This window comes from Terrimonas pollutisoli, from assembly GCF_029360765.1.
Classification (GTDB): Bacteria; Bacteroidota; Bacteroidia; order Chitinophagales; family Chitinophagaceae; genus Terrimonas_B; species Terrimonas_B pollutisoli.
This window is the reverse complement of record NZ_JARKNA010000007.1, coordinates 134,170-153,642: the sequence shown is the minus strand read 5'-3', so window position 1 is coordinate 153,642 and position 19,473 is coordinate 134,170. Positions and strand designations below refer to the sequence as shown.

General features: G+C 41.4%; 12 protein-coding genes and 2 tRNA genes. 4 read left to right on the top strand and 10 right to left on the bottom strand.

Features of this window, described 5'->3' with window-relative positions; all coding sequences use genetic code 11:
• Positions 1-167: 167 nt before the first annotated feature.
• Entirely contained in the window at positions 168-3,782 is a 3,615-nt protein-coding gene (locus P2W73_RS14180; protein WP_276502719.1) for an FG-GAP-like repeat-containing protein, read from the top strand.
• A gap of 203 nt (positions 3,783-3,985) precedes the next feature.
• Positions 3,986-4,059 (top strand) — tRNA-Pro (locus P2W73_RS14175).
• A 60-nt stretch (positions 4,060-4,119) separates the two neighbouring features.
• Here P2W73_RS14175 and P2W73_RS14170 read toward each other — a convergent pair.
• Positions 4,120-4,647 carry a hypothetical protein gene (locus P2W73_RS14170; RefSeq protein ID WP_276502718.1) on the bottom strand — a complete coding sequence of 176 codons (528 nt, stop codon included), beginning with the start codon at positions 4,645-4,647 and terminating at the stop codon, positions 4,120-4,122.
• A 141-nt stretch (positions 4,648-4,788) separates the two neighbouring features.
• Here P2W73_RS14170 and P2W73_RS14165 point away from each other — a divergent pair.
• Together P2W73_RS14165 and P2W73_RS14160 are read left to right on the top strand one after the other, a co-directional pair.
• Positions 4,789-4,862: transfer RNA gene (locus P2W73_RS14165), tRNA-Pro, on the top strand.
• 237 nt (positions 4,863-5,099) lie between these two features.
• On the top strand, positions 5,100-5,477 hold the full coding sequence (locus P2W73_RS14160; RefSeq protein WP_276502717.1) for a DinB family protein: 378 nt from the start codon (positions 5,100-5,102) through the stop codon (positions 5,475-5,477).
• Positions 5,478-5,518: 41 nt separating this feature from the next.
• On the opposite strand, the gene P2W73_RS14155 is transcribed toward P2W73_RS14160, so the two are convergent.
• The 9 genes from P2W73_RS14155 to P2W73_RS14115 form a co-directional block, all read right to left on the bottom strand.
• Positions 5,519-6,067, bottom strand: a complete 549-nt coding sequence (locus tag P2W73_RS14155; RefSeq protein ID WP_276502716.1) for a DUF6064 family protein — start codon at positions 6,065-6,067, stop codon at positions 5,519-5,521.
• A gap of 218 nt (positions 6,068-6,285) precedes the next feature.
• Positions 6,286-8,478 (bottom strand): TonB-dependent receptor, encoded by a 2,193-nt coding sequence (locus P2W73_RS14150; protein ID WP_276502715.1) that lies wholly within the window; start codon positions 8,476-8,478, stop codon positions 6,286-6,288.
• Positions 8,479-8,553: 75 nt separating this feature from the next.
• Positions 8,554-8,940, bottom strand: a complete 387-nt coding sequence (locus P2W73_RS14145) for a hypothetical protein (protein ID WP_276502714.1) — start codon at positions 8,938-8,940, stop codon at positions 8,554-8,556.
• 282 nt (positions 8,941-9,222) lie between these two features.
• Complete coding sequence (locus P2W73_RS14140; protein WP_276502713.1) at positions 9,223-12,297, bottom strand: AsmA-like C-terminal region-containing protein; 3,075 nt, start codon at positions 12,295-12,297, stop codon at positions 9,223-9,225.
• Positions 12,298-12,364: 67 nt separating this feature from the next.
• Complete coding sequence (gene preA, locus P2W73_RS14135; RefSeq protein WP_276502712.1) at positions 12,365-13,633, bottom strand: NAD-dependent dihydropyrimidine dehydrogenase subunit PreA; 1,269 nt, start codon at positions 13,631-13,633, stop codon at positions 12,365-12,367.
• Positions 13,634-13,869: 236 nt separating this feature from the next.
• Positions 13,870-15,276: an NAD(P)-dependent oxidoreductase gene (locus tag P2W73_RS14130; RefSeq protein ID WP_276502711.1), complete on the bottom strand. Its 1,407-nt coding sequence runs from the start codon at positions 15,274-15,276 to the stop codon at positions 13,870-13,872.
• 195 nt (positions 15,277-15,471) lie between these two features.
• A complete protein-coding gene (locus tag P2W73_RS14125; RefSeq protein WP_276502710.1) occupies positions 15,472-16,338 on the bottom strand; it encodes a nitrilase-related carbon-nitrogen hydrolase in 867 nt (288 codons plus the stop codon).
• An 86-nt stretch (positions 16,339-16,424) separates the two neighbouring features.
• Positions 16,425-17,807, bottom strand: coding sequence for a dihydropyrimidinase (gene hydA, locus P2W73_RS14120; RefSeq protein ID WP_276502709.1), 1,383 nt, complete (start codon positions 17,805-17,807; stop codon positions 16,425-16,427).
• A 51-nt stretch (positions 17,808-17,858) separates the two neighbouring features.
• Positions 17,859-19,367: an NCS1 family nucleobase:cation symporter-1 gene (locus tag P2W73_RS14115; RefSeq protein ID WP_276502708.1), complete on the bottom strand. Its 1,509-nt coding sequence runs from the start codon at positions 19,365-19,367 to the stop codon at positions 17,859-17,861.
• Between the last annotated feature and the right edge of the window lie 106 nt (positions 19,368-19,473).

The window sequence follows — 19,473 nt, the reverse complement described above, 5'->3', positions numbered from 1 at the left end:
GCGGCGAAGATAAAGGTTGTTTTTGGTTCGGAAAAAACTTAGACATGGTTCAAACGGTCAGAAAGAAATTGCCTGTGGCTTTTACAACAACAATTTATTATATACTTTAGCGGGTCAACTACCACTTCGAAACCAACTAACACCAGATTTGTAAAGACTCCGGACTGATGAAAAAAAATTTAGCGCTGACTGCTCTTGTTCTTTTAATTATTGAGACACAAGCCCAACAACCTTCCATTACTTCCTTTAGCCCAACTTCGGGTTCCATTGGCACCCAGGTAACTATTGTAGGTACAAACTTCAGTACCGCCTCTGCCAACAATCATGTTTATTTTGGAGCGGTAAAAGCTACGGTTGCGACCGCTACCAGCACTTCCCTTATCGTAACGGTACCCAATGGCGCCAATTTTCAACCTGTTTCTGTAGCTGTTAATAACCTCATCGGGTATTCAAAAATGCCTTTTATTGTTACCTACCCCGCAGGAGGCCTTGATTTTACAGGCTCTTCATTTGCCCCCGCGGTTGGTTATACCGGCCGTGGTTTTGTTGCCGAAGGAGATATTGATACAGATGGTAAGCCGGATGTGATATATACCAATTTCCCGGACAATTTTATTGGCATTGGCCGTAATACTTCTTACGGAGCTACAGTAAGTTTTGCATACACAATAATTGGGGGGGTGGTAAACCCGATTAGTGTAAAAACAGCCGATCTGAATGCAGATGGCCTGCTTGACCTGGTTGTGGCAAATCCTACCTTTAATCTTGTTTATGTGTTGAAAAACAATAGCAGTCCCGGTACTATCAGTTTTTCAGCGCCTGTAAGTTTGGCTACCGGTGCAGAACCAAGAAAGTTGGCTATTGCTGATATTGACAATGATGGTAAAGCGGATATTATTACTGCCAACCAGAGCGCTAACAGCATTTCTGTATTGAGAAACACTTCTGCCGCAGGTAATATTTCTTTTACTGCTAAAATTGATTTTGCTACGGCGGCAACACCGGAAGGGATTTGTACAGGCTATCTGGATAATGATGATAAAACGGATATCATGGTCGCCTGCAGCGGTGCCAATGCGATCTCGGTTTTTAAGAATACTTCTATCGCAGGCACTATTTCATTAAATGCTAAAACCGATTATGGAGCCGGCGTTTATCCCTGGGATGTAGCAACAGCTGACCTGGATGGAGATGGTAAGCCGGAACTGGCTTCAACCAATCTGGGGTCTAGTAACGTTTCGGTTTTACGAAACACAAGTACGGCAGGCATCAGCTTTGCAGCTAAGGTTGACTTTTCAACTACCTACAGTCCAAGAGGTATTGCTATCAACGATTTAAATGCGGATGGGAAGCCCGATATTGTAACTGCGAATTGGTATTCTTCTTCTCAGGTTTGTGTATTAAAAAACAATTCTGTTGCCGGCAGTTTGTCTTTCCAAACCGCTGCTTATGCAACTTCCAACGGTTCGGGCAATCCGGTGGTTGCCGATTTTAACGGAGATGGACTGGCAGATATTATAACAGCCAATTCAACCAATCTTTCTTTTTTAAAAAACCAGTTACCTATACCAACGGGCATTCCATTGTGTCCTTCATTATTGACTCCCGCTGATAATGCGACGAATATTGCTCATGGCATACCCCTGGAGTTTAAATGGAGAAAAGATGCAAATGCTACCGGGTACAGATTAAAAATTACGCCACAAGCCGGAACGGCTACAGAAATAACGACTACCGATACAAACTACATGTTTACACCGGCAGCCGGTACCAGTTACACGTGGACTGTTACGCCGCAGAACATGATAGACCCGGGCACAATTTGCAACGCTTATACCTTCAACACCTGTGCGACAATAGCCAATAACGTTACTATAAGCGCAGTGGGTGCTACTGATAAGTGCGGAACGGATTCTGTTTTATTGAAAGCATCCTCTTCTTCCAATTTACAGTGGTTCATTAATGGCTCGTCCATTCCTGGTGCTACTGCCGATTCGATATGGGCAAGACAAGCTGGAAATTATTCCGTAAGAATTCTGGTGGGTGCCTGCTATACTGATCCTTCCAATACAATTACGATAAACAACCTGGCAACGCCGGCTAAGCCAACACTGAATGTTGCGGGTGCTACAACGTTTTGCGAAGGTGGTGTAGTAACCCTCAGTTCTTCTTTAGCAAATCACAATAATCAATGGTTTAAAAATGCGGTTGCTCTTTCCGGAGCCAATGGTGACAACTATACTGCTAATGAAGCGGGCAGCTTTTATCTAAAAGTTACCGATAGTAACACCGGATGTCCTAATTATTCCGATACTATAAGTGTAAAAGTGAATGCGATACCGGCAACGCCTGCGATTACAATTATCTCCGGTACCACCAGTTTTTGTGAAACTACGACAATAAAAATGTCTTCATCCGCTTCTACAGGCAATCAATGGTATAAGGATAATGTATTAATTCCGGGAGTTACTGCAAGAGAATATAACACTGCACGATCTGGCAACTATACGGTGCGGGTAACGGTAAACAATTGTACTTCTGATCCGTCAGATGGAATCAATGTGACAGTTCATCCTCTTCCTCCGAAGCCCACTATTACGAGGGTTTCAGGAACATGGCCTTTTTGCATGGGAGACAGTGCAACCATTTCATCGTCTGCCACTACGGGCAATCAGTGGTACAAAGACGGCGTGGCCATTTTGAGTGCTATCAGCCAGCAGCTCGTTATAAAAGAAACAGGAAAATATTCGGTTTCAACCACATCACCCGAGGGATGCACATCTGCTTCACTCGGCTGGTATAATGGAATAGCCCTTCCTGTTCCCGCAACACCTGTGATTTCGATTGTATCTGGCACCACCACATTTTGTGAACCTGAAACGATAAAACTTTCTTCTTCTGCTGACACAGCCAATCAGTGGTATATAAATAATGTATTGATTCCGGGAGCAACCGGCAAAGAGTACACCTCTGCGCAAACCGGCAATTATACAGTAAGGGTAACAGACGGTACTTGCTATTCTCTAGCTTCAGTCGGAACAATCGTGACAGTGTACCCTGTTCCCAGTCGCCCAATTATTACAAAAATTGCCGGAACAGCCACTTTCTGTATTGGTGACAGTGTAATATTGTCCTCTTCAGCCACCATAGGCAATCAGTGGTTTAAAAACAACGTGGCTATTGCAGGCGCTGTCAACCAGATGTATACTGCAAAAGAAACGGCAGATTATATGGTCAAAACCACGCAAAACGGTTGCGAATCTTCTTTATCCGATACATTAAAAGTTAAGGCAAATATATTACCTGCCAAACCGATAATAACTGCTACCGGCAATTCCTTAAGTACTTCGAGTGGATATGCCGGATATAAATGGTATTTGAATAACTCTTTGATATCCGGCGCTAACAATCAGCAATATGATGTAAGGCAAAGCGGCATTTATAAAGTAGAAGTAACTGATAACAACGGCTGTAAGAATTTTTCTGACGACTTCAATGTTGTTTATACTGCTCTGAATGATATCACAGTTGGAGGATATGCCATACAGATATATCCCAATCCTGTGATAGAGGACGTATTTATTAAAGTAAGCTCAACCAATTGGGCCGGAAACAAGTTATACGTCTTAGTGACAGATATTAATGGGAAAATTTTACAAACAGTTTATTTAAGACCTGGCAGTAATATGATAAGTCTGAAAAACTATGTTGCCGGTGTTTATACGTTCATTCTTAGAAAAGATAATATAAGGAAGGCTGTTAAGATATTAAAGATCCGGTAGATTACGGGGATATAAGAGTAATACATGTCAAATAAAAATATCAGTGATTTACCTCCTGAAAGCAGATTTTGGATCAACGGGCAGGCTTGGTTTAATGGATAATTCATTAAATGGCGGAGATTAAGGCTGTTTTTGGCTCGGAAAAATGCTAAAAAACCCTACTTTTGCAATCCCCTTTCCAATACGTCAATCGTATTAAAGTTCGGGACGTAGCGCAGCCCGGTAGCGCACTAGCATGGGGTGCTAGGGGTCGCAAGTTCGAATCTTGTCGTCCCGACATAAAAAAGAGCTTCCTTGTGAAGCTCTTTTTTATTCAGTTATCCTGCAACTAGATAAATCACCTTTTTTTCATGAATTTCGCGAAAGCTTTCATGCCCAGAGAATAACTGGCACTGGGATACCCGATAGATGGAAATGCTTTATTTTCTTTTCTGTCAAAAATGGTTTCTTCATGGTATTCGCGGTGAGTAGTGAAAGTACCGCCGGCAGACATTGGTTGGTTGGTGGTCACAACCCAACCAGTGTTAAAATCTCTGCCAATAATATATCGATACTTATCAGTATCGTCATATTTAGTATTTTTCAGATCAGTGGGCGATACCATCTCAAAGGCAGCCCCGTAATGTCTCCGCATAAGCTTTTTGACACCACGGTTTTGGACACCTCTGAAACCACCTACATCTTGCTTTAACACTAAAAGCACATAGCCATCTTTTTTGATATCCGCAGGAATCGACCTTGAATCATAAGAACGTTTGAATTTGCCAGCCGCTGAACAACTGGCCAGGGTTATCACCAGGATAAGGATGCCTAAGAAAGCAAGAACTGTTTTTTTAAGCCTTCTAAAGAGGTAAAAATTTCTCATGTTGGGTTAAATTTTGAGTTTTTCAAAAAACGGAAGCCGCACGAAAATAGTATCCTATTTTGATTTAATATTTTTCGCAGAGGTTAAATTCTCTTGAATTTTTTCAAGGGTCTTTTTTTTATTTTTACATCATTGGATTTTCGGGATGTAGCGCAGTCCGGTAGCGTACGTCGTTCGGGACGACGGGGTCGCTGGTTCGAATCCAGTCATCCCGACTGAAAAAGAAGTCATTTGTTTAGGTGGCTCTTTTTTTGTTTAGAGGGGTTGTATCCGCAGCGGCTTGCTACGCCGTGGCGGGTGCTTTTGTTCCACGCCGGCCACTCAATGCAATTACTTCTGTCCGAAACATTTCTTACAAAGACGCAGGCACCCGGCAGCAAAGGGTATAGACCTGGCGTATACGAAATTTATAAAACTGAACTATCGTCGTTAATTTTCATTGAACATTTTCTATGCCTTGGTTGAATACCCTTCGCTTTGCTCCGGGTGACCACAACAGCGTTCTTCTTTCGGCGTACTTCAGAAAGTGCAAGAATATTTCCATTAAGCAGGAACTGAGACCAGCAGATCTGCAAAACATAAAAACAAATTCAGCCGGGCATAATGAAAAGCCTCTTGATGTATTGCTTCACTCATTCAGGGAGGCGAGGCATCAAACCATTGCAATGCTGGAATCACTTGATGAAGCGAGCATATTCAAAACAGCCCTTCACCCGCGGCTCAAAACTCCTATGCGCACCATGGATCACTTTCTCTTCGTGGCAGACCATGATGATCATCACCTGGCAAAAATTACTGAATTGATAAAGTTGATAAGCAGGCAAAGATGAATTGGATCAATGCAACAGGAACAAAGAAAAGAAAAAGACTTTTACGTTTTCCTGTTTTTAAGAAACACTAGCAAGGTTGTTATACTTGCAGATATCAATAGACTAATATCTTCTGCAACACCAAGAAGAAAAACGGCCGTAGATCCTATCAGCGACCATAACAGCGGTATAATAAGAATAGAGAAAGGAGTTTTTCTTTGGTTTTGCAACAGCAGTCCAAAAGTAAATATTGTGGTAGGACATGGCAACCCGAAAGTGGGAGAGGAAGGATAGGTATGATGAAGAAAATAAGCGATAACAGGGTAAATGACTAAGGAAAAAAGGATCATCAGCATGCCGGTAATCCCGTAAAGATCACTTCTAAAACTGTACGACAATCTTTGTTTGATATACCCGGCATAAAAAAGCAACACACCTTCGATAATAAATAAAACCCCAAACAGGTAAGAGCCTTTGTTAATAGATAAGAAAAAGATAAAATGATAAACTGTGCCCATCCATAACCACAGGAAAGACAAAAAGGCGCTAATGAATTTATCTGACTGGTAATTCTTTTTGAAGATAAGATAAACAGTAGCTAAAGCAAGCAAAAAAACACAATCTGCATGGGAAAAACAGAGAGGTTATACTGTTTAAAAACTTCAAAAAATTGTTCGGTAGTAAATGGTAGTTTCATTCCCTCTTGCTTTCGTTTATGTAAGATGATATGTCATCCACGATTGTTTGCTGACAGGCGTCAGGTTGCTATGTGAAGTTTGTCAGAAAGTATTACTCTTACAGGCAGGTTACAAACATTTAACCTGAAATTTTATAGCCTGATCTTTAGACCGTAATTGAACACAATACCATCAAGCGGTGCCCATACTTCGGTGAACTGTGGCGTATTGTATGGTGCAGATTTTAAACTCCCAAAATCGGTTTGCCGCAGATTGGTATAGTTTTCTACATTACCAAAGAGTGTATAGTTCTTCCAGGTGTATTCAATCACTGCACCAAATGTCCAAAATGATCTTGACCTAAGCCCATTAGACAAAGCCTGGCTGCTTTTAAATTCATAGTCCACCCCGATACGCCATTTGCCGGGAATGGCATATAAGAGATCACCTTTCAAACTATGCCGGGGTGTAAGTGTTACGTCAGCCTTCGTATTGTTGAAATGATTGGTAGCATTGGTATAGGTGTAACCGACAAACAAAACAAAATCATAGAAGCCAAATTTGAAAAAGGTTTCCGCACCGGCACTCCGGGTATAGCCAATTGCATTCATAAAATTGTAAACACCTGATGATGGTGTTGTTTGTAGCAGTATTAACGGCTTATCCAAATAAGTATAGAAAAACATTTGATTGAAATGGATAAAATAGTTTTCTCCTAATGTTACCTTGTATCCAATGTCAATGTTGCCACCATAAGATTTTTCTGCATGCGTCGTATTCTTGTCGACAGGCATTACATTCCGGTAGCCCAGCAACTCCGCTTCCTGGTTAAAAATGCTTGCATTACGATAACCCATTCCGCTGCCAACTCTTGTTGTAAGATTTTTTGTCCACTTAAATAAAACAGATATTCGAGGCAACACATACCATTTTTCATCAAAAACATAATCAGTTCTTAACCCGCTTTCAATAGCCAGTTTGTCGCCTATGTCGAAAGTGTAATTAACAAATGTACCCAGTGTTTTATAATCTTCATTTCTCAGGATGGCGCTTTGCAAAGCTGTTTCATTAAAATCATCAGTATAAAAATTCATTCCGGCAATAAAAATGTTCTTGTCTTTCCTGTTGCTGTAGGTGGCTTCTGAAAAAGATGATAACTGCTTGCCGGCAAAACGATATTCACCCAAAGAAAAAGACGGAGTAATGGATAAACTTCGTTTGAAAATATTAAAGCTGTTCCTGACTGTTATCGTTTGGTGGGTGTCGGGTTTATGATCAAACTTTATTTGTGTAGTGATACGGCTGATGTCATTTACTTCTTTGTAATAATGATCGGAGGTGGTTGCTTCATTGTTGACCAGGTTTACATCACCGCCTTGTCTTTTTTCGTTGGTAAAAGTGGCGCCGGCTGATAAGCGGGTGCGATCACTGAAATAAAAAAACAATTTTGGATTGAAATTATATTTTGTCAGTTGCGGGCAATCGGAATACCCGTCTTTGTCCGCATCAAATATTTTGTGGGTATTGCGTTGCGCCAATAATGTAAAACCGCTATTGCCTGTTTTCTTACTTACAAAACTGTTGACATCGAAAGCGCCGATATGGGATGCATTCAAATGAATCAATGTTTCTTCTGTAGTTGGTTCTTTCGAAATCAAATTGATTAATCCGGAAATGGCGCCGCCGCCATATAGTGTGGATGCTCCACCTTTAATGTATTCAATTTGCCGCAGATCAAGTGGTGGGATTTGCATAATACTCAATGAACCGCTAAAACCTCCGTATAAAGGGAAACCATCTTTCAATATCTGGGTATAACGTCCGTCAAGTCCCTGGATGCGGACATTGGCTGTATTACTGGTTGCTGAAGTTTGCTGTACCTGGATGCCTGTGCTATGCGTAAGCAAATGGGCCACCTTACTCGGATCCATAGTTGCGGCTTCATCAATTTCTTCTGTCAGCACTTCCACCCGGGTAGGCGTATTGGCAATACTGCGATTGCTTCTTGTGCCCTGTACTACCACTTCATCCAGTGCTTCAGCTACTGCAACAAGCAACAACTCTGCAGTAGCAGTATCAGGCAGAGGAAAGTTGAATACAAATTCTTTTGTTTGATAACCTACATGGCTTATTACAAAAACCTGTCTTCCGTCAGGAACTCCGCTAATAACTATTTCTCCGGATTGGTTGGTAACAGAATAAAGGGTATCAGCTTTCAAAGATGCGGAAGCTCCATCCAGCACTTCTTTTGTGGTACTGTCTTTTATTATTGCTCTGAAAGTATTTTGGCTATGTGCAGCATTAAATACTAATAATGCCAAAACAGGCAATACTATTCTTTTCATTTTTTGAGTGCTTAATTTTTGTAAATGCGTAGTAGCGGTGTGGTTGCACCCACAACATTTTGTCTTCGGAAAAAACTAAGCAAATTTTGGAGGCTTCCAGACAGAGGATGAAGCAGAAGAAGAACAGAAATGCTGGTTGAAAACGATTTTATTTTTCCTGTTTACATTGTACACTGGTGGAAGAGCACAAGAATAATCATGCGATGCCAGGACGATTATGATTTGTTGCACATCGTAGTCATGATGACGAAAAGGTAAATTATCATGTTCATCCGGGTGCTTATCATGATACCCCTTGTTGAAATAATGCTGGGCTATAAAATCTGTAAAATGAAAGTGCCGGCCGGAATGATTATGATGAAAATAATGAGTCACTAATACAGGCAGGCGAACGATATCCTGCAAAAGAGAATGCGGCAAAATGGTCTGCAGGCAAAGAACAACGAACAATATGTTTCTCAACAATTTCACGTTGCAAATATAAGAAAGAGTGCATTGGATGGAGTTTATAAGAATACGGCAAGAAAGAATGCAAAAAGGACTGCCATCAAAGAAGTGTCTACGCAGTGGAGGTTATCATTTTATCAGCTGCTTTCGATATAGATCAATCAGGATGATAAGTTAGAATACCGGCTTTTACGGTCCTTCAAATGCATGTACTCCGGTTGATGATATAGACTTGATGTGTTCGTACAGTCTTACTGGCTAAAGAAAAAAGCCGCCAGGTTTGGCGGCTTCTTTCTTTTATTGCTTAACGGTTGTATCCGCCGCCGCCTTCTTCTTTTTCTTAAACAGATCGTTGATGGTATTCTTTATCGTTTGTTCAGCTTTCTTTTTGGTGCTGTCTGTAGTATTTGTTTGAACCGAATCTTTATTGCCGAAAATTTTATTTTTTAAATCTTCTTTCACATCATTCACCACCTGGTTCTTTACGGCATTCACCGAATCTTTTACTCTTTGCTTCGCACTATCGGCTTTTGCCTGTGCAAAATCAGCCGCCTGTTGTTTGAGATCTGCTACTGCATCTCCGGCTACTTCTTTCAGGTCAGTTTTGATAGAGGGATTGGAAATACTGCCGCCCATTTTGATATTCAGGTTTACAACATCACCCAGCGTAACAGGAATTCCTTTGCTGCTTGCCTGTGTCGCCAGGCCATTGACCAGGTTGTTGCCTTGTGTTCCTAAATATTTCCGGGGAACTTTCATGGCTACCACATAATCGATGGATTGATCAAATCCGTGCATGCCGCCAATTTGCAGATCAATGTCTTTGACTTTTACAGTAAATGGTTTTACCAATACTTTGCCATTGGCAAATTCAATGTAGTTTTTAATGTCTTTTATGGCGATGGATTTCAGCTCGTCAATTTGCAATGTGCCGGCCAGTTTTTCAAGTGGGGCGAATTTCTTCAACACACCTTCGAGTAAAAGCAGGTTGCCCTGGCCGGTAAGACTGCCCAGGTTTGGCATCATGTCTCCATTCAGGTTGCCCGTCATGCTAAGCTGCGAACTTAATTTGCCAGACAGGAACTGTCCAATAGGCATCAACTTTTGAAAGGTATTGAATGCTAAAAATGCTTTTTGTACATCAACATCTTTTACATCATAGCTGATGGCGATGTCCGGTTGTTTTTTATTTGTTTTGGTAGAGTAAGAGCCGTTGAAAGCAATTGAACCATCCAGTGCATCGGTTTTCACATTTTGCAACTTTACGGTTTGATCATTTAACACCAGTGTGCCATTGATGTTTCTATAGTTTACTTTATCATATTTTACGTCTGCTGCTTTGGCATTGATAGTCATATTGATTCCGTCGGGCACCAAAAATGGATCGGCTAAAGTTGATGTTGTTGAAGCCTCAGTAGAAGGAGCAGGTTCAGTCCCCATCCAGTCATTCAGGTTCAGTTTATCGGCCGTTATATCAAGGTTACCGGATAGGGTTTGATCCTGCATGGCATACCCGATCACATTGTTCAATACACCACTGGCGGTAAAATTGGTATTCAAATAATTTCCGCTAAGACTGTTAAGGTTAATGTTTTTTTGATTGAAATTAAGTTGGGTGTTGTTGATAGTGACGCCTGTCGGATAATCCTTCGATGCATATTTTACATTCGACAATCCGGCGGTGCCGCTGATATTGATCTTGTCATATTCACTTTTATCGATGGCTGTTTTATTACCGCTGAATCCTAAGTCAGCGTTCAATATCCCGCTTACACTTGTGCCGGGCTCCAGGGCCGTAAATTGTTTAACATTATCTAAAGTGAAACGCCCTTTTGCAGTTCCGGAAAAATCAACGGATGAGACAGGGTTGCGCAATTGTAAAGAAAAATCCATTGGATCTTTTCCTACTTCAATATGACCGGCTGAAATGTCAACGGTAGTGTTATCAGCGATGCCACCACTATTTTGCAATTGCACTTTCATATTGCCATTTTGAATTGGTTGTGGAAAGTCGCTGGAAGAATAAAAGAGATTTTTTATGTCCAGGAATCCGCCTGCAGTAAATGGTCCTTGTTGGGTTTGTATGGCCGATAAATTTCCTTTTGCAAAAACATCGGCCCAAATAAGTCCTGCCAGTTTTGTGTTGCCTTCCAGTTTGACAAACTTGGAAACATTGGCCAGGTCAAGCTTGCCTTTTGCTACTGCATCTACGTATTGCGCTGTTTCCGGATTTTTAAAGAGCAGTTTGAAATCAAATGGCTCGTTATCCATTTCTAGATGACCTTTTGAAATGTCAACTATGGTATTATCCATTTTTCCATCAGGATTGCTCAGGTGCATAGCAACCTGGATATTTTTCACCGGTTTGGGTAAGTCAGGGTACTGAAAGAATCCATCTTTTACTTCGAGGTTTACATCATAAGCCGGCATTTGTGTCGGGCTGTAAATGCCTTTTACCCAGCCGTTGAATAAAGCGCTGCCGCTTGTTTTTATGGTTGCGAAATCATTCTTGTAGACAGCAGGGATCAGTGACAGGATATCTTTAAACTCATTGGAAGGAGATTTAAATTTTATATCCATATTATACGTGCTATCATTCACCAGTTGAAAAGCTCCATCTGCCGATACTTTTAAATTATTCAACGCAATATCATCCGTTTTGAAAGTATACGTATTGGTCTTGTTATCAATTTTTATATCAGCGCCAATGCTTGTTTTTGTATTAGCCAGGTAGGGGATAGACGCATAGGTAAAACTGGCGGCATTGGTTTTGGTGACGGTTGAAAGAATAAATTCATCTTGTGTAAAGTCACCGCTGCCTTCGTGATCAAGGCCTGATATCTCCGCACTCATGTCACTGCTTTCATCTTTATAATAGATATACCCATCTTTAATGGCATATTTCTGCAGTGTCATTTTAAATGCCGAAGCAGAAGTATCGGAAGAGGCTGATGCAGAACTGTCTTCTTTAGCGATATCCCAGTTTGCTTTTCCATCTTTATTTACCAGGGCATGAACACGGGGAGACTCTAAGTACACACCGGATACTTTGATGTCTTTTCCTTTGATGACACTTATCAAATTAACAGACGCATCCAGGTTCTTTGTCGCAATAAGAGTGTCTTCGGCGAATTCACCGGTGCCAATAACAGTAAGATCATTGAGACTGATTGATACTTTTGGAAAATGACGAAAAAGGGACAGACTTACGTCTGCGAAATCAACTTTTGCTGTGAGACTTTTGTTAACCTCTTTTTTTACCAGTTCAGTGATCTGTTTCTTAAAAGCAATGGGAATGATAAATGCGAGAGCAACTAATACTACTACAACGATACCCGTTATTTTCAATGCTTTTTTTACACCCTTATTCATAGTCTATTGGTTTATAAAAGAAAAATAGATGAAGCCCAAAGGTAGAAAAATATTGGAGGAAGAAGTATTAATGATCATTGAGGGGAAGTCCTCTGCGTACAAATTCTTTCCAGTTCAGGTATTCTTCCCCTTTGCGGTGTACCTCCATCGTTATACATTGGTCAACAGGGCATACCAGCTTACAAAGATTACAACCCACACATTCTTCTTCAATCACAGTATACGTGTTGTAAGGATTACCATAATCCAGCTTTATAGATTGATGCGATGTGTCTTCACAGGCAATATAGCAAAGGCCGCAGTGAATGCATTTATCCTGGTTTATTTTGGCGATATGATGATAATTGATATCCAAATCCTCCCAATGTGTAATGGTGCTTACTGATTTGCCGATAAAATCATCGAGGGTCTTAAAACCTTTCTCATCCATCCAGTTGGTGAGCCCCTCAATCATATCATCAATGATTCTGAAGCCATGCTTCATTGCTGCCGTACATACCTGGACATTCGAAGCACCCAATAGCATAAATTCAACTGCATCTTTCCAGGTGCTGATACCACCAATGCCGGAAATGGGAACTTGCCTGGTCAATTCATCCTGTGCAATAGTCGTCAGCATTTTCAACGCGATAGGTTTTACAGCAGGTCCGCAATAACCACCAAACACTGATTTACCTGCTACATAAGGATTGGGAACCAGCGTATCGAGGTCGACACCTGTTACTGATTGTATCGTGTTGATTAATGATAATGCATTGGTGCCTGCTTTTACCACCGATCTTCCGGTTGGTACCACGGAATGAACATTGGGTGTAAGTTTTGTGATAACAGGAATTGTAGCTGCTTCCATCACCCATTCCACCACCATGCAGGCGATCTCGGGATCTTGTCCAACAGTTGCACCCATTCCTCTTTCTGTCATACCGTGCGGACAGCCAAAGTTTAATTCCAGTCCGTGTGCGCCTGTATCCTCTACTTTTTTTATCAATTCATGCCAGCTCTTCTTGTCATTATCGGCCATTAAGGAAACGACCATGGCACGATCGGGAAATAATTTGATGCACTCCGTAATTTCTTGCAGGTTTATATTCAGTGGACGATCACTGATGAGTTCGATATTATTAAAACCCATTACCCGTTGCCGGCCGAAATCAACAGCGGAATATCTTGATGATACATTTTTCACCTGCGAACCCAACGTTTTCCAAACTACACCGCCCCAACCTGCTTCAAAGGCACGAAGCACATTATATTTTTTATCCGTAGGAGGGGCACTCGCCAGCCAGAACGGGTTGGGAGATTTGATGCCAAGAAAGTTTGAACTGATGTCTGCCATAATTTTTTCTTTTATGTTACCAGCTTCAGTAATTCTATTCAGCTGCTGTTCCGCCGGCTGGCGGACACTTCATCATTCTGTTCGCTGTTCAGGCCTCACCTCCCTTCCTCCTCTCCCAAAGAGAGGCGGCGGTACTCCATTACTAAACCAAACTTCACAACTACCACATCAGCATTATATCACTACTCAACATTTTCGAAAACTCCGATTGATTGCAGAGTTCCCGATAAGCGAGGTTAGTATGTTGGTGGTCCCGACAACACGTCGGGATCGGAAGGGGGCTTCAAATATTCCAGAATCGCCTTTGCTCCCAGTTTTCCCGCCTGCACCGCATCTACGACTTCCTTTCCTCCATTAACACAATCACCACCTGCAAAAACGCCTTTTATATTAGTAGAACAATTTTTATCAATAACAAGTTTTCCGTTTTTATTTTCCAGTTGATTATTTTTTACCAACTCTTCAAAAGGCACTTGCCCTGCTGCTTTGATAACCATATCAACAGTCAGCGTAAATGTTTCACCAGTGTCAACAGGCGTTCTTCTTCCACTTGTATCAGGATCGCCCAGTTTCATCACACTGCAAACCAATTCTTTCACTTTTCCCCGTCCGACCGGGTCATTCGGGCGGGCCGTTTCACCTTTCACTTCTTTCGGTGCTGCCAGCCAGATGATTTCACAGCCATCCAGCTTAGCGATATCCAGCTCAACATCCGTGCAGGGTTTTTCCTCTTCTGTTCTCCGGTAAACTAATGTTACTTCTTTTGCCCCAAGCCGCTTTGCTTGCGTAGCGGCATCGATCGCTGTCATTCCCATTCCAATCACAGCAACCTTATCTCCAACTGGAACAGATGAATATTCTCTGCTGCGTATATCATAAATAAAACTAATAGCATCTACTACACCTTCCAATTCTTCGCCCGGTATATCCAATTGTCTTGCTACGCCAACACCAATACCGAGATAAACGGCATCATAATTTTTTTGGAGTTCAGCCAGGGTTATATCCCGCCCCAGTTCCTGGTTGTATTTTATATCAATACCGCCAATAGCCGTAATGTAATTCACTTCATCTTCGCAAAACTGTGGCGTTACTTTATAAGCGGCGATTCCGTAAGTCATCAGGCCGCCTCCTTTACTTTCTTTTTCATAGATCGTCACATCAACGCCTTCTCTTGATAAAGTATGGGCGCAGCTTAAACCAGCAGGGCCGGCGCCTACAACAGCACATTTTTTTCCCGTTGTTTTTTTTCGTTCAAATAACTGCCACTTGTTCTCCATTGCAATTTCCGTAGAGTAACGCTGCAATCTTGCAATAGGAATTGGTTCCTCTTCTAATAAGTTGTACACACAGGCGCCTTCACATAATTTCTCCACCGGGCAAACTCTTGAACAACCGGCACCCATGATATTGGAAGAAAGAATAGTATGAACAGATCCTTTTATATTTTCTGTCGTGATCTGTTTAATGAACTTAGGTATATCAATATGGGTTGGGCAACTCTTGGTGCAGGGGGCATCATAGCAAAACAGGCATCGGTTTGCATCCACTTCAGCTGCTGTTTTGTTTTCAAACGGCGGATGAATGTCAGCGAAGTTTGCTTCGTATTGTTCTTTAGAAAGTCTGTTGTTTATTATAGCCATAGATCCCGGATATTAAAATAACAATTGCTACGGAGATTTAACTGATGCCCGATGTACAGAAAGTCCAAGAGTGCGACGCAACTAAGATGCCATGAAAAACTGTCGCCGGTATCATAATCATTAATCCTGAACTTTAAAGAACTTATAAAACCTGTAATGAATAATTGACCTAAGTTCCCCTTTAGGGGACAGGGGTTATAATTCTACGAGTTTTCCATAGGTCTCTGGTCTTCTGTCTCTAAAGAATTGCCATGTAGCTCTCACTTCTTCAATCATATCCAAATCAAAATCGGCGATCAATAATTCATCTTTATCCTCACTGGCCTGGGCAAATATTTGTCCTCTTGGATCAACAAAATAACTGTTGCCATAGAACTTGCCAAGGTTCCAGGGCTTTTCTGTACCTACTCTATTGATGCATCCCATGAAATATCCGTTGGCAGCAGCATGAGCTGGTTGTTCCAATTTCCATAAATATTGTGAAAGACCTGCCACTGTCGCCGAAGGATTATAAACGATCTCCGCTCCGTTTAATCCCAAACATCTTGCTCCATCCGGAAAATGACGATCATAGCAGATATATACACCCACTTTCGCATATTTTGTTTGAAAGACGGGATAACCCAGATTCCCTGGTTTGAAGAAAAATTTTTCCCAAAAACCGGAGGTATGCGGGATATGATTTTTCCTGTACTTACCTAAAAATGTTCCATCTGCATCAATCACTGCTGCTGTATTATATAAAACACCCGCCTGTTCTTTTTCATAGACCGGAACGATCATGACCATATTATATTTCTTTGCATACTCCTGCATTCGTGCAACAGTAGGACCAGGAACAGCCTCTGCTGATTCATACCATGCTTTATCCTGGCCGGGGCAGAAATAAGGAGTATTGAAAATCTCCTGCAGGCAAAGTATCTGGACGCCTTTTTTTCCGGCTTCCTCGATTAACGGAATATGTTTTTGCACCATTGCTTCCTTAATCTCTTCGATCGTTCCTTCGCCTTCTGATTTTGGCAACGACATTTGAATAAGTCCTGATTTAATCATTCGTGGCATGAGATAAGTTTTAAAATTTTAAGTTTTCAAGTTTGTAGTGCGTTGCGAAAATTAATTTTCTATTTCCTTATAATCCTTTTAATCTCTTAAATCATGGATCTGACTTTTTTTCGTTTGATAAATTGTCCATAGCCTTTTTCCACTAAACATTTGTTCTCATCAATCGCAACCTGTCCTCTTAATAACACGGTTTTCACTTTTCCTGTTACTTCCCAACCCTCGTAACCGCTATAGTCAACATTCATGTGATGCGTTTTAGCAGACAACACATGTTTTTCACTGGGATCAAAAATGACAATGTCAGCATCACTACCTACAGCAATTGTTCCTTTTCGAGGAAACATGCCGAATATTTTTGCCGGGTTGGTGCAGGCACATTCTACATATTTGTTTAATGTTATCTTTCCTTTATGAACGCCTTCACTATATAAAAGTTCCATCCTGTTTTCAATGGCCGGGTGTCCATTGGGTATTTTAGAAAAATCATCTTTGCCCATCAATTTTTGTTCCCATTTGAATGGACAATGATCAGTTGCTACTACTTGCACCAGTCCCTGGTTGATGCCGGCCCACAGTGTTTCCTGGTCTTTCTTTTGACGAAGCGGTGGGCTCATCACCCATTTGGCGCCTTCAAAATCTTTTTGGTATAACGTAGCATCAAGCAGTAAATATTGTATGCAGGTCTCCACAAATAGCTTTTGATTTCGCCGGGTGGCATTTCGAACGGCATTTAATGCGCCTTCGCAGGTCAGGTGAACAATATAACCCGGGCAGCCGGTGTAATTGGCCATATCGGCAAAACGTTCGCTGGCTTCAGCCTCCGTTACTTCAGGCTGTGATAAGTAATGATAAAGTGGTGAAAGTTTGCCTTCGCTTTTGTGTTTGGCAATCAGATAATCGATCATATCGCCATTAGTAGCATGAACATTGATCAGTCCGCCATGTTTTTTTACTTCATCCATCAGTCCCACCATTTGCCGGTCATCGATCATGAGGGCGCCTTTATAGGCCATAAAAGTTTTGAAAGAAGTGATACCTTCTTTTTCGATCATCTCCTGGATCTCTTTCTTCGTATTATCGTTGAAATCAGTGACAGCCATATGGAAACTATAATCACCGACACAGTTATTATCGCTCCGGCCCCTCCATTCTTCCAATGCGGAGCGTAGAGAATTACCTTGCTTTTGTAAAATAAAATCGATCACCATCGTAGTGCCGCCATACAGCGCCGCTCTTGTTCCGGTTTCATAATTGTCGCTGCTAAAGGTTCCCATAAACGGCATATCCAGGTGGACATGCGGATCGATACCACCAGGAAAAACTAGTTTGCCTCTGGCATCAATTTCCTGATCGGCTTTTAATGCAAGGTCTTTACCAATGATTTTTATCACTTCGCCTTCAATAAAAATATCAGCAGTATAATCTGCATCTGCTGTGATAATCCTTCCATTTTTTATTAATATGGACATACAAAAAATTTAAACGCATCATCGCTTACCAGGCAATCTTAGGGAGTTAACCTATTTCTGCGCCAGCACATCTGTCTTTTGCATTTTCAATATCATATCCTCATAATCTTTCTCAATCTTATAAATCATGGTTCTCCTCATTAGTAATATATAAAGAATCCCACTAACGAAAAACCCAACGAACCAGGCATAATTGTATAAATGAGCAATCCATACAGGCACTGAATCTGCCGGAATTAGTTTTATTGTAACCAGGAAGCCGGGCACATTGGGTAATATGCCAATCAACAAGGCAACTATGGCATTGGTATTAAAACCATTCTTAAAACTGTACTTGCCGTTGTGCTTATAAAGTTCATTTACCTCTAATTGCTGGCGCCGGATAAAATAATAATCGGCGATCATGATGCCGCCCACAGGTCCAAGCAAACTAGAATAAGCAATCAGCCAGGTGAAAATATACCCGGTAGGATCGGCGATCAATTTCCAGGGAAAGATCAGAACGCCAATCACACCGGTGATATAACCGCCCATTCTAAAATTGATTTTATTGGGAGCAAGGTTGGAAAAATCATTGGCCGGACTAACGATGTTCGCAGCGATGTTAGTAGCTAAGGTTGAAATAGCAACAGCGATCATGGCAAATGTTACCATCATTTTATTTTCAAATTTTCCAGCCAGTGCTACAGGATCCCAGATAGTACTTCCATATACAATGGCCGTTGCAGAGGTTACCACCACTCCAATAAATGCAAATAAGGTCATGGATGGAGGCAAACCAATTGCCTGCCCATTTATTTGTGCTTTTTGCGATTTAGCATAGCGGGTGAAATCAGGAATATTTAAGGATAAGGTTGCCCAAAAACCTACCATGCCCGTTAATGCCGGAAAAAAATAATTCCAGAATGATGCACCCGATAATTTGGATGGTTGTTCCAGTATAGGACCCAATCCGTTGGCAGCACTAATAGCCCAAAATAGTAAAGCCAATGCAGCCACCGGAAGAAAAATGGCTTTGAATACTAATAATTTTTTTATGCTTTCTACACCGAGGTAAACAATAAACATGTTCAACAACCAAAAAACAAGAAAGCAGACCATTGGTATTGCCTGCGGAAATAAAGACTGGTTGTCAATTTCCGGTAATGATGGATTCCATGCTCTCAATATATTATAAATGGCGGCCGCACCGATCCATGTTTGAATACCAAACCAGCCGCAGGCGACAATAGCTCTTAAGATGGCGGGAACATTGGCGCCTTTTGTTCCAAAGCTTGCCCTGGCAAAAACTGGAAAGGGGATTCCATATTTTGCACCGGCGTGACCGTTTAAGATCATTGGTATCAAAACGATCGTATTGCCAAGAAAGATGGTGAGAATAGCTTGCCACCAATTCATACCACCACCGATCAATGAACTTGCCAGCATGTAGGTAGGGATACAAAGGCTCATACTGATCCATAGCGCTGCATAATTCCATGTTCCCCATTTTCTTTTTTCGGATGGAATAGGGGCGAGGTCTTCGTTGACCAGAGAGGAGGCATGTATATTTTCTTGCACTGGTATTTCTGATTTATTTTTTCAGCATATTCGACTCCTGCGGAGTCGTTGTTTGAATTTAAACAATCCTTCTATAAATATTAAACTCCGGAGGAGTTTAAATTAG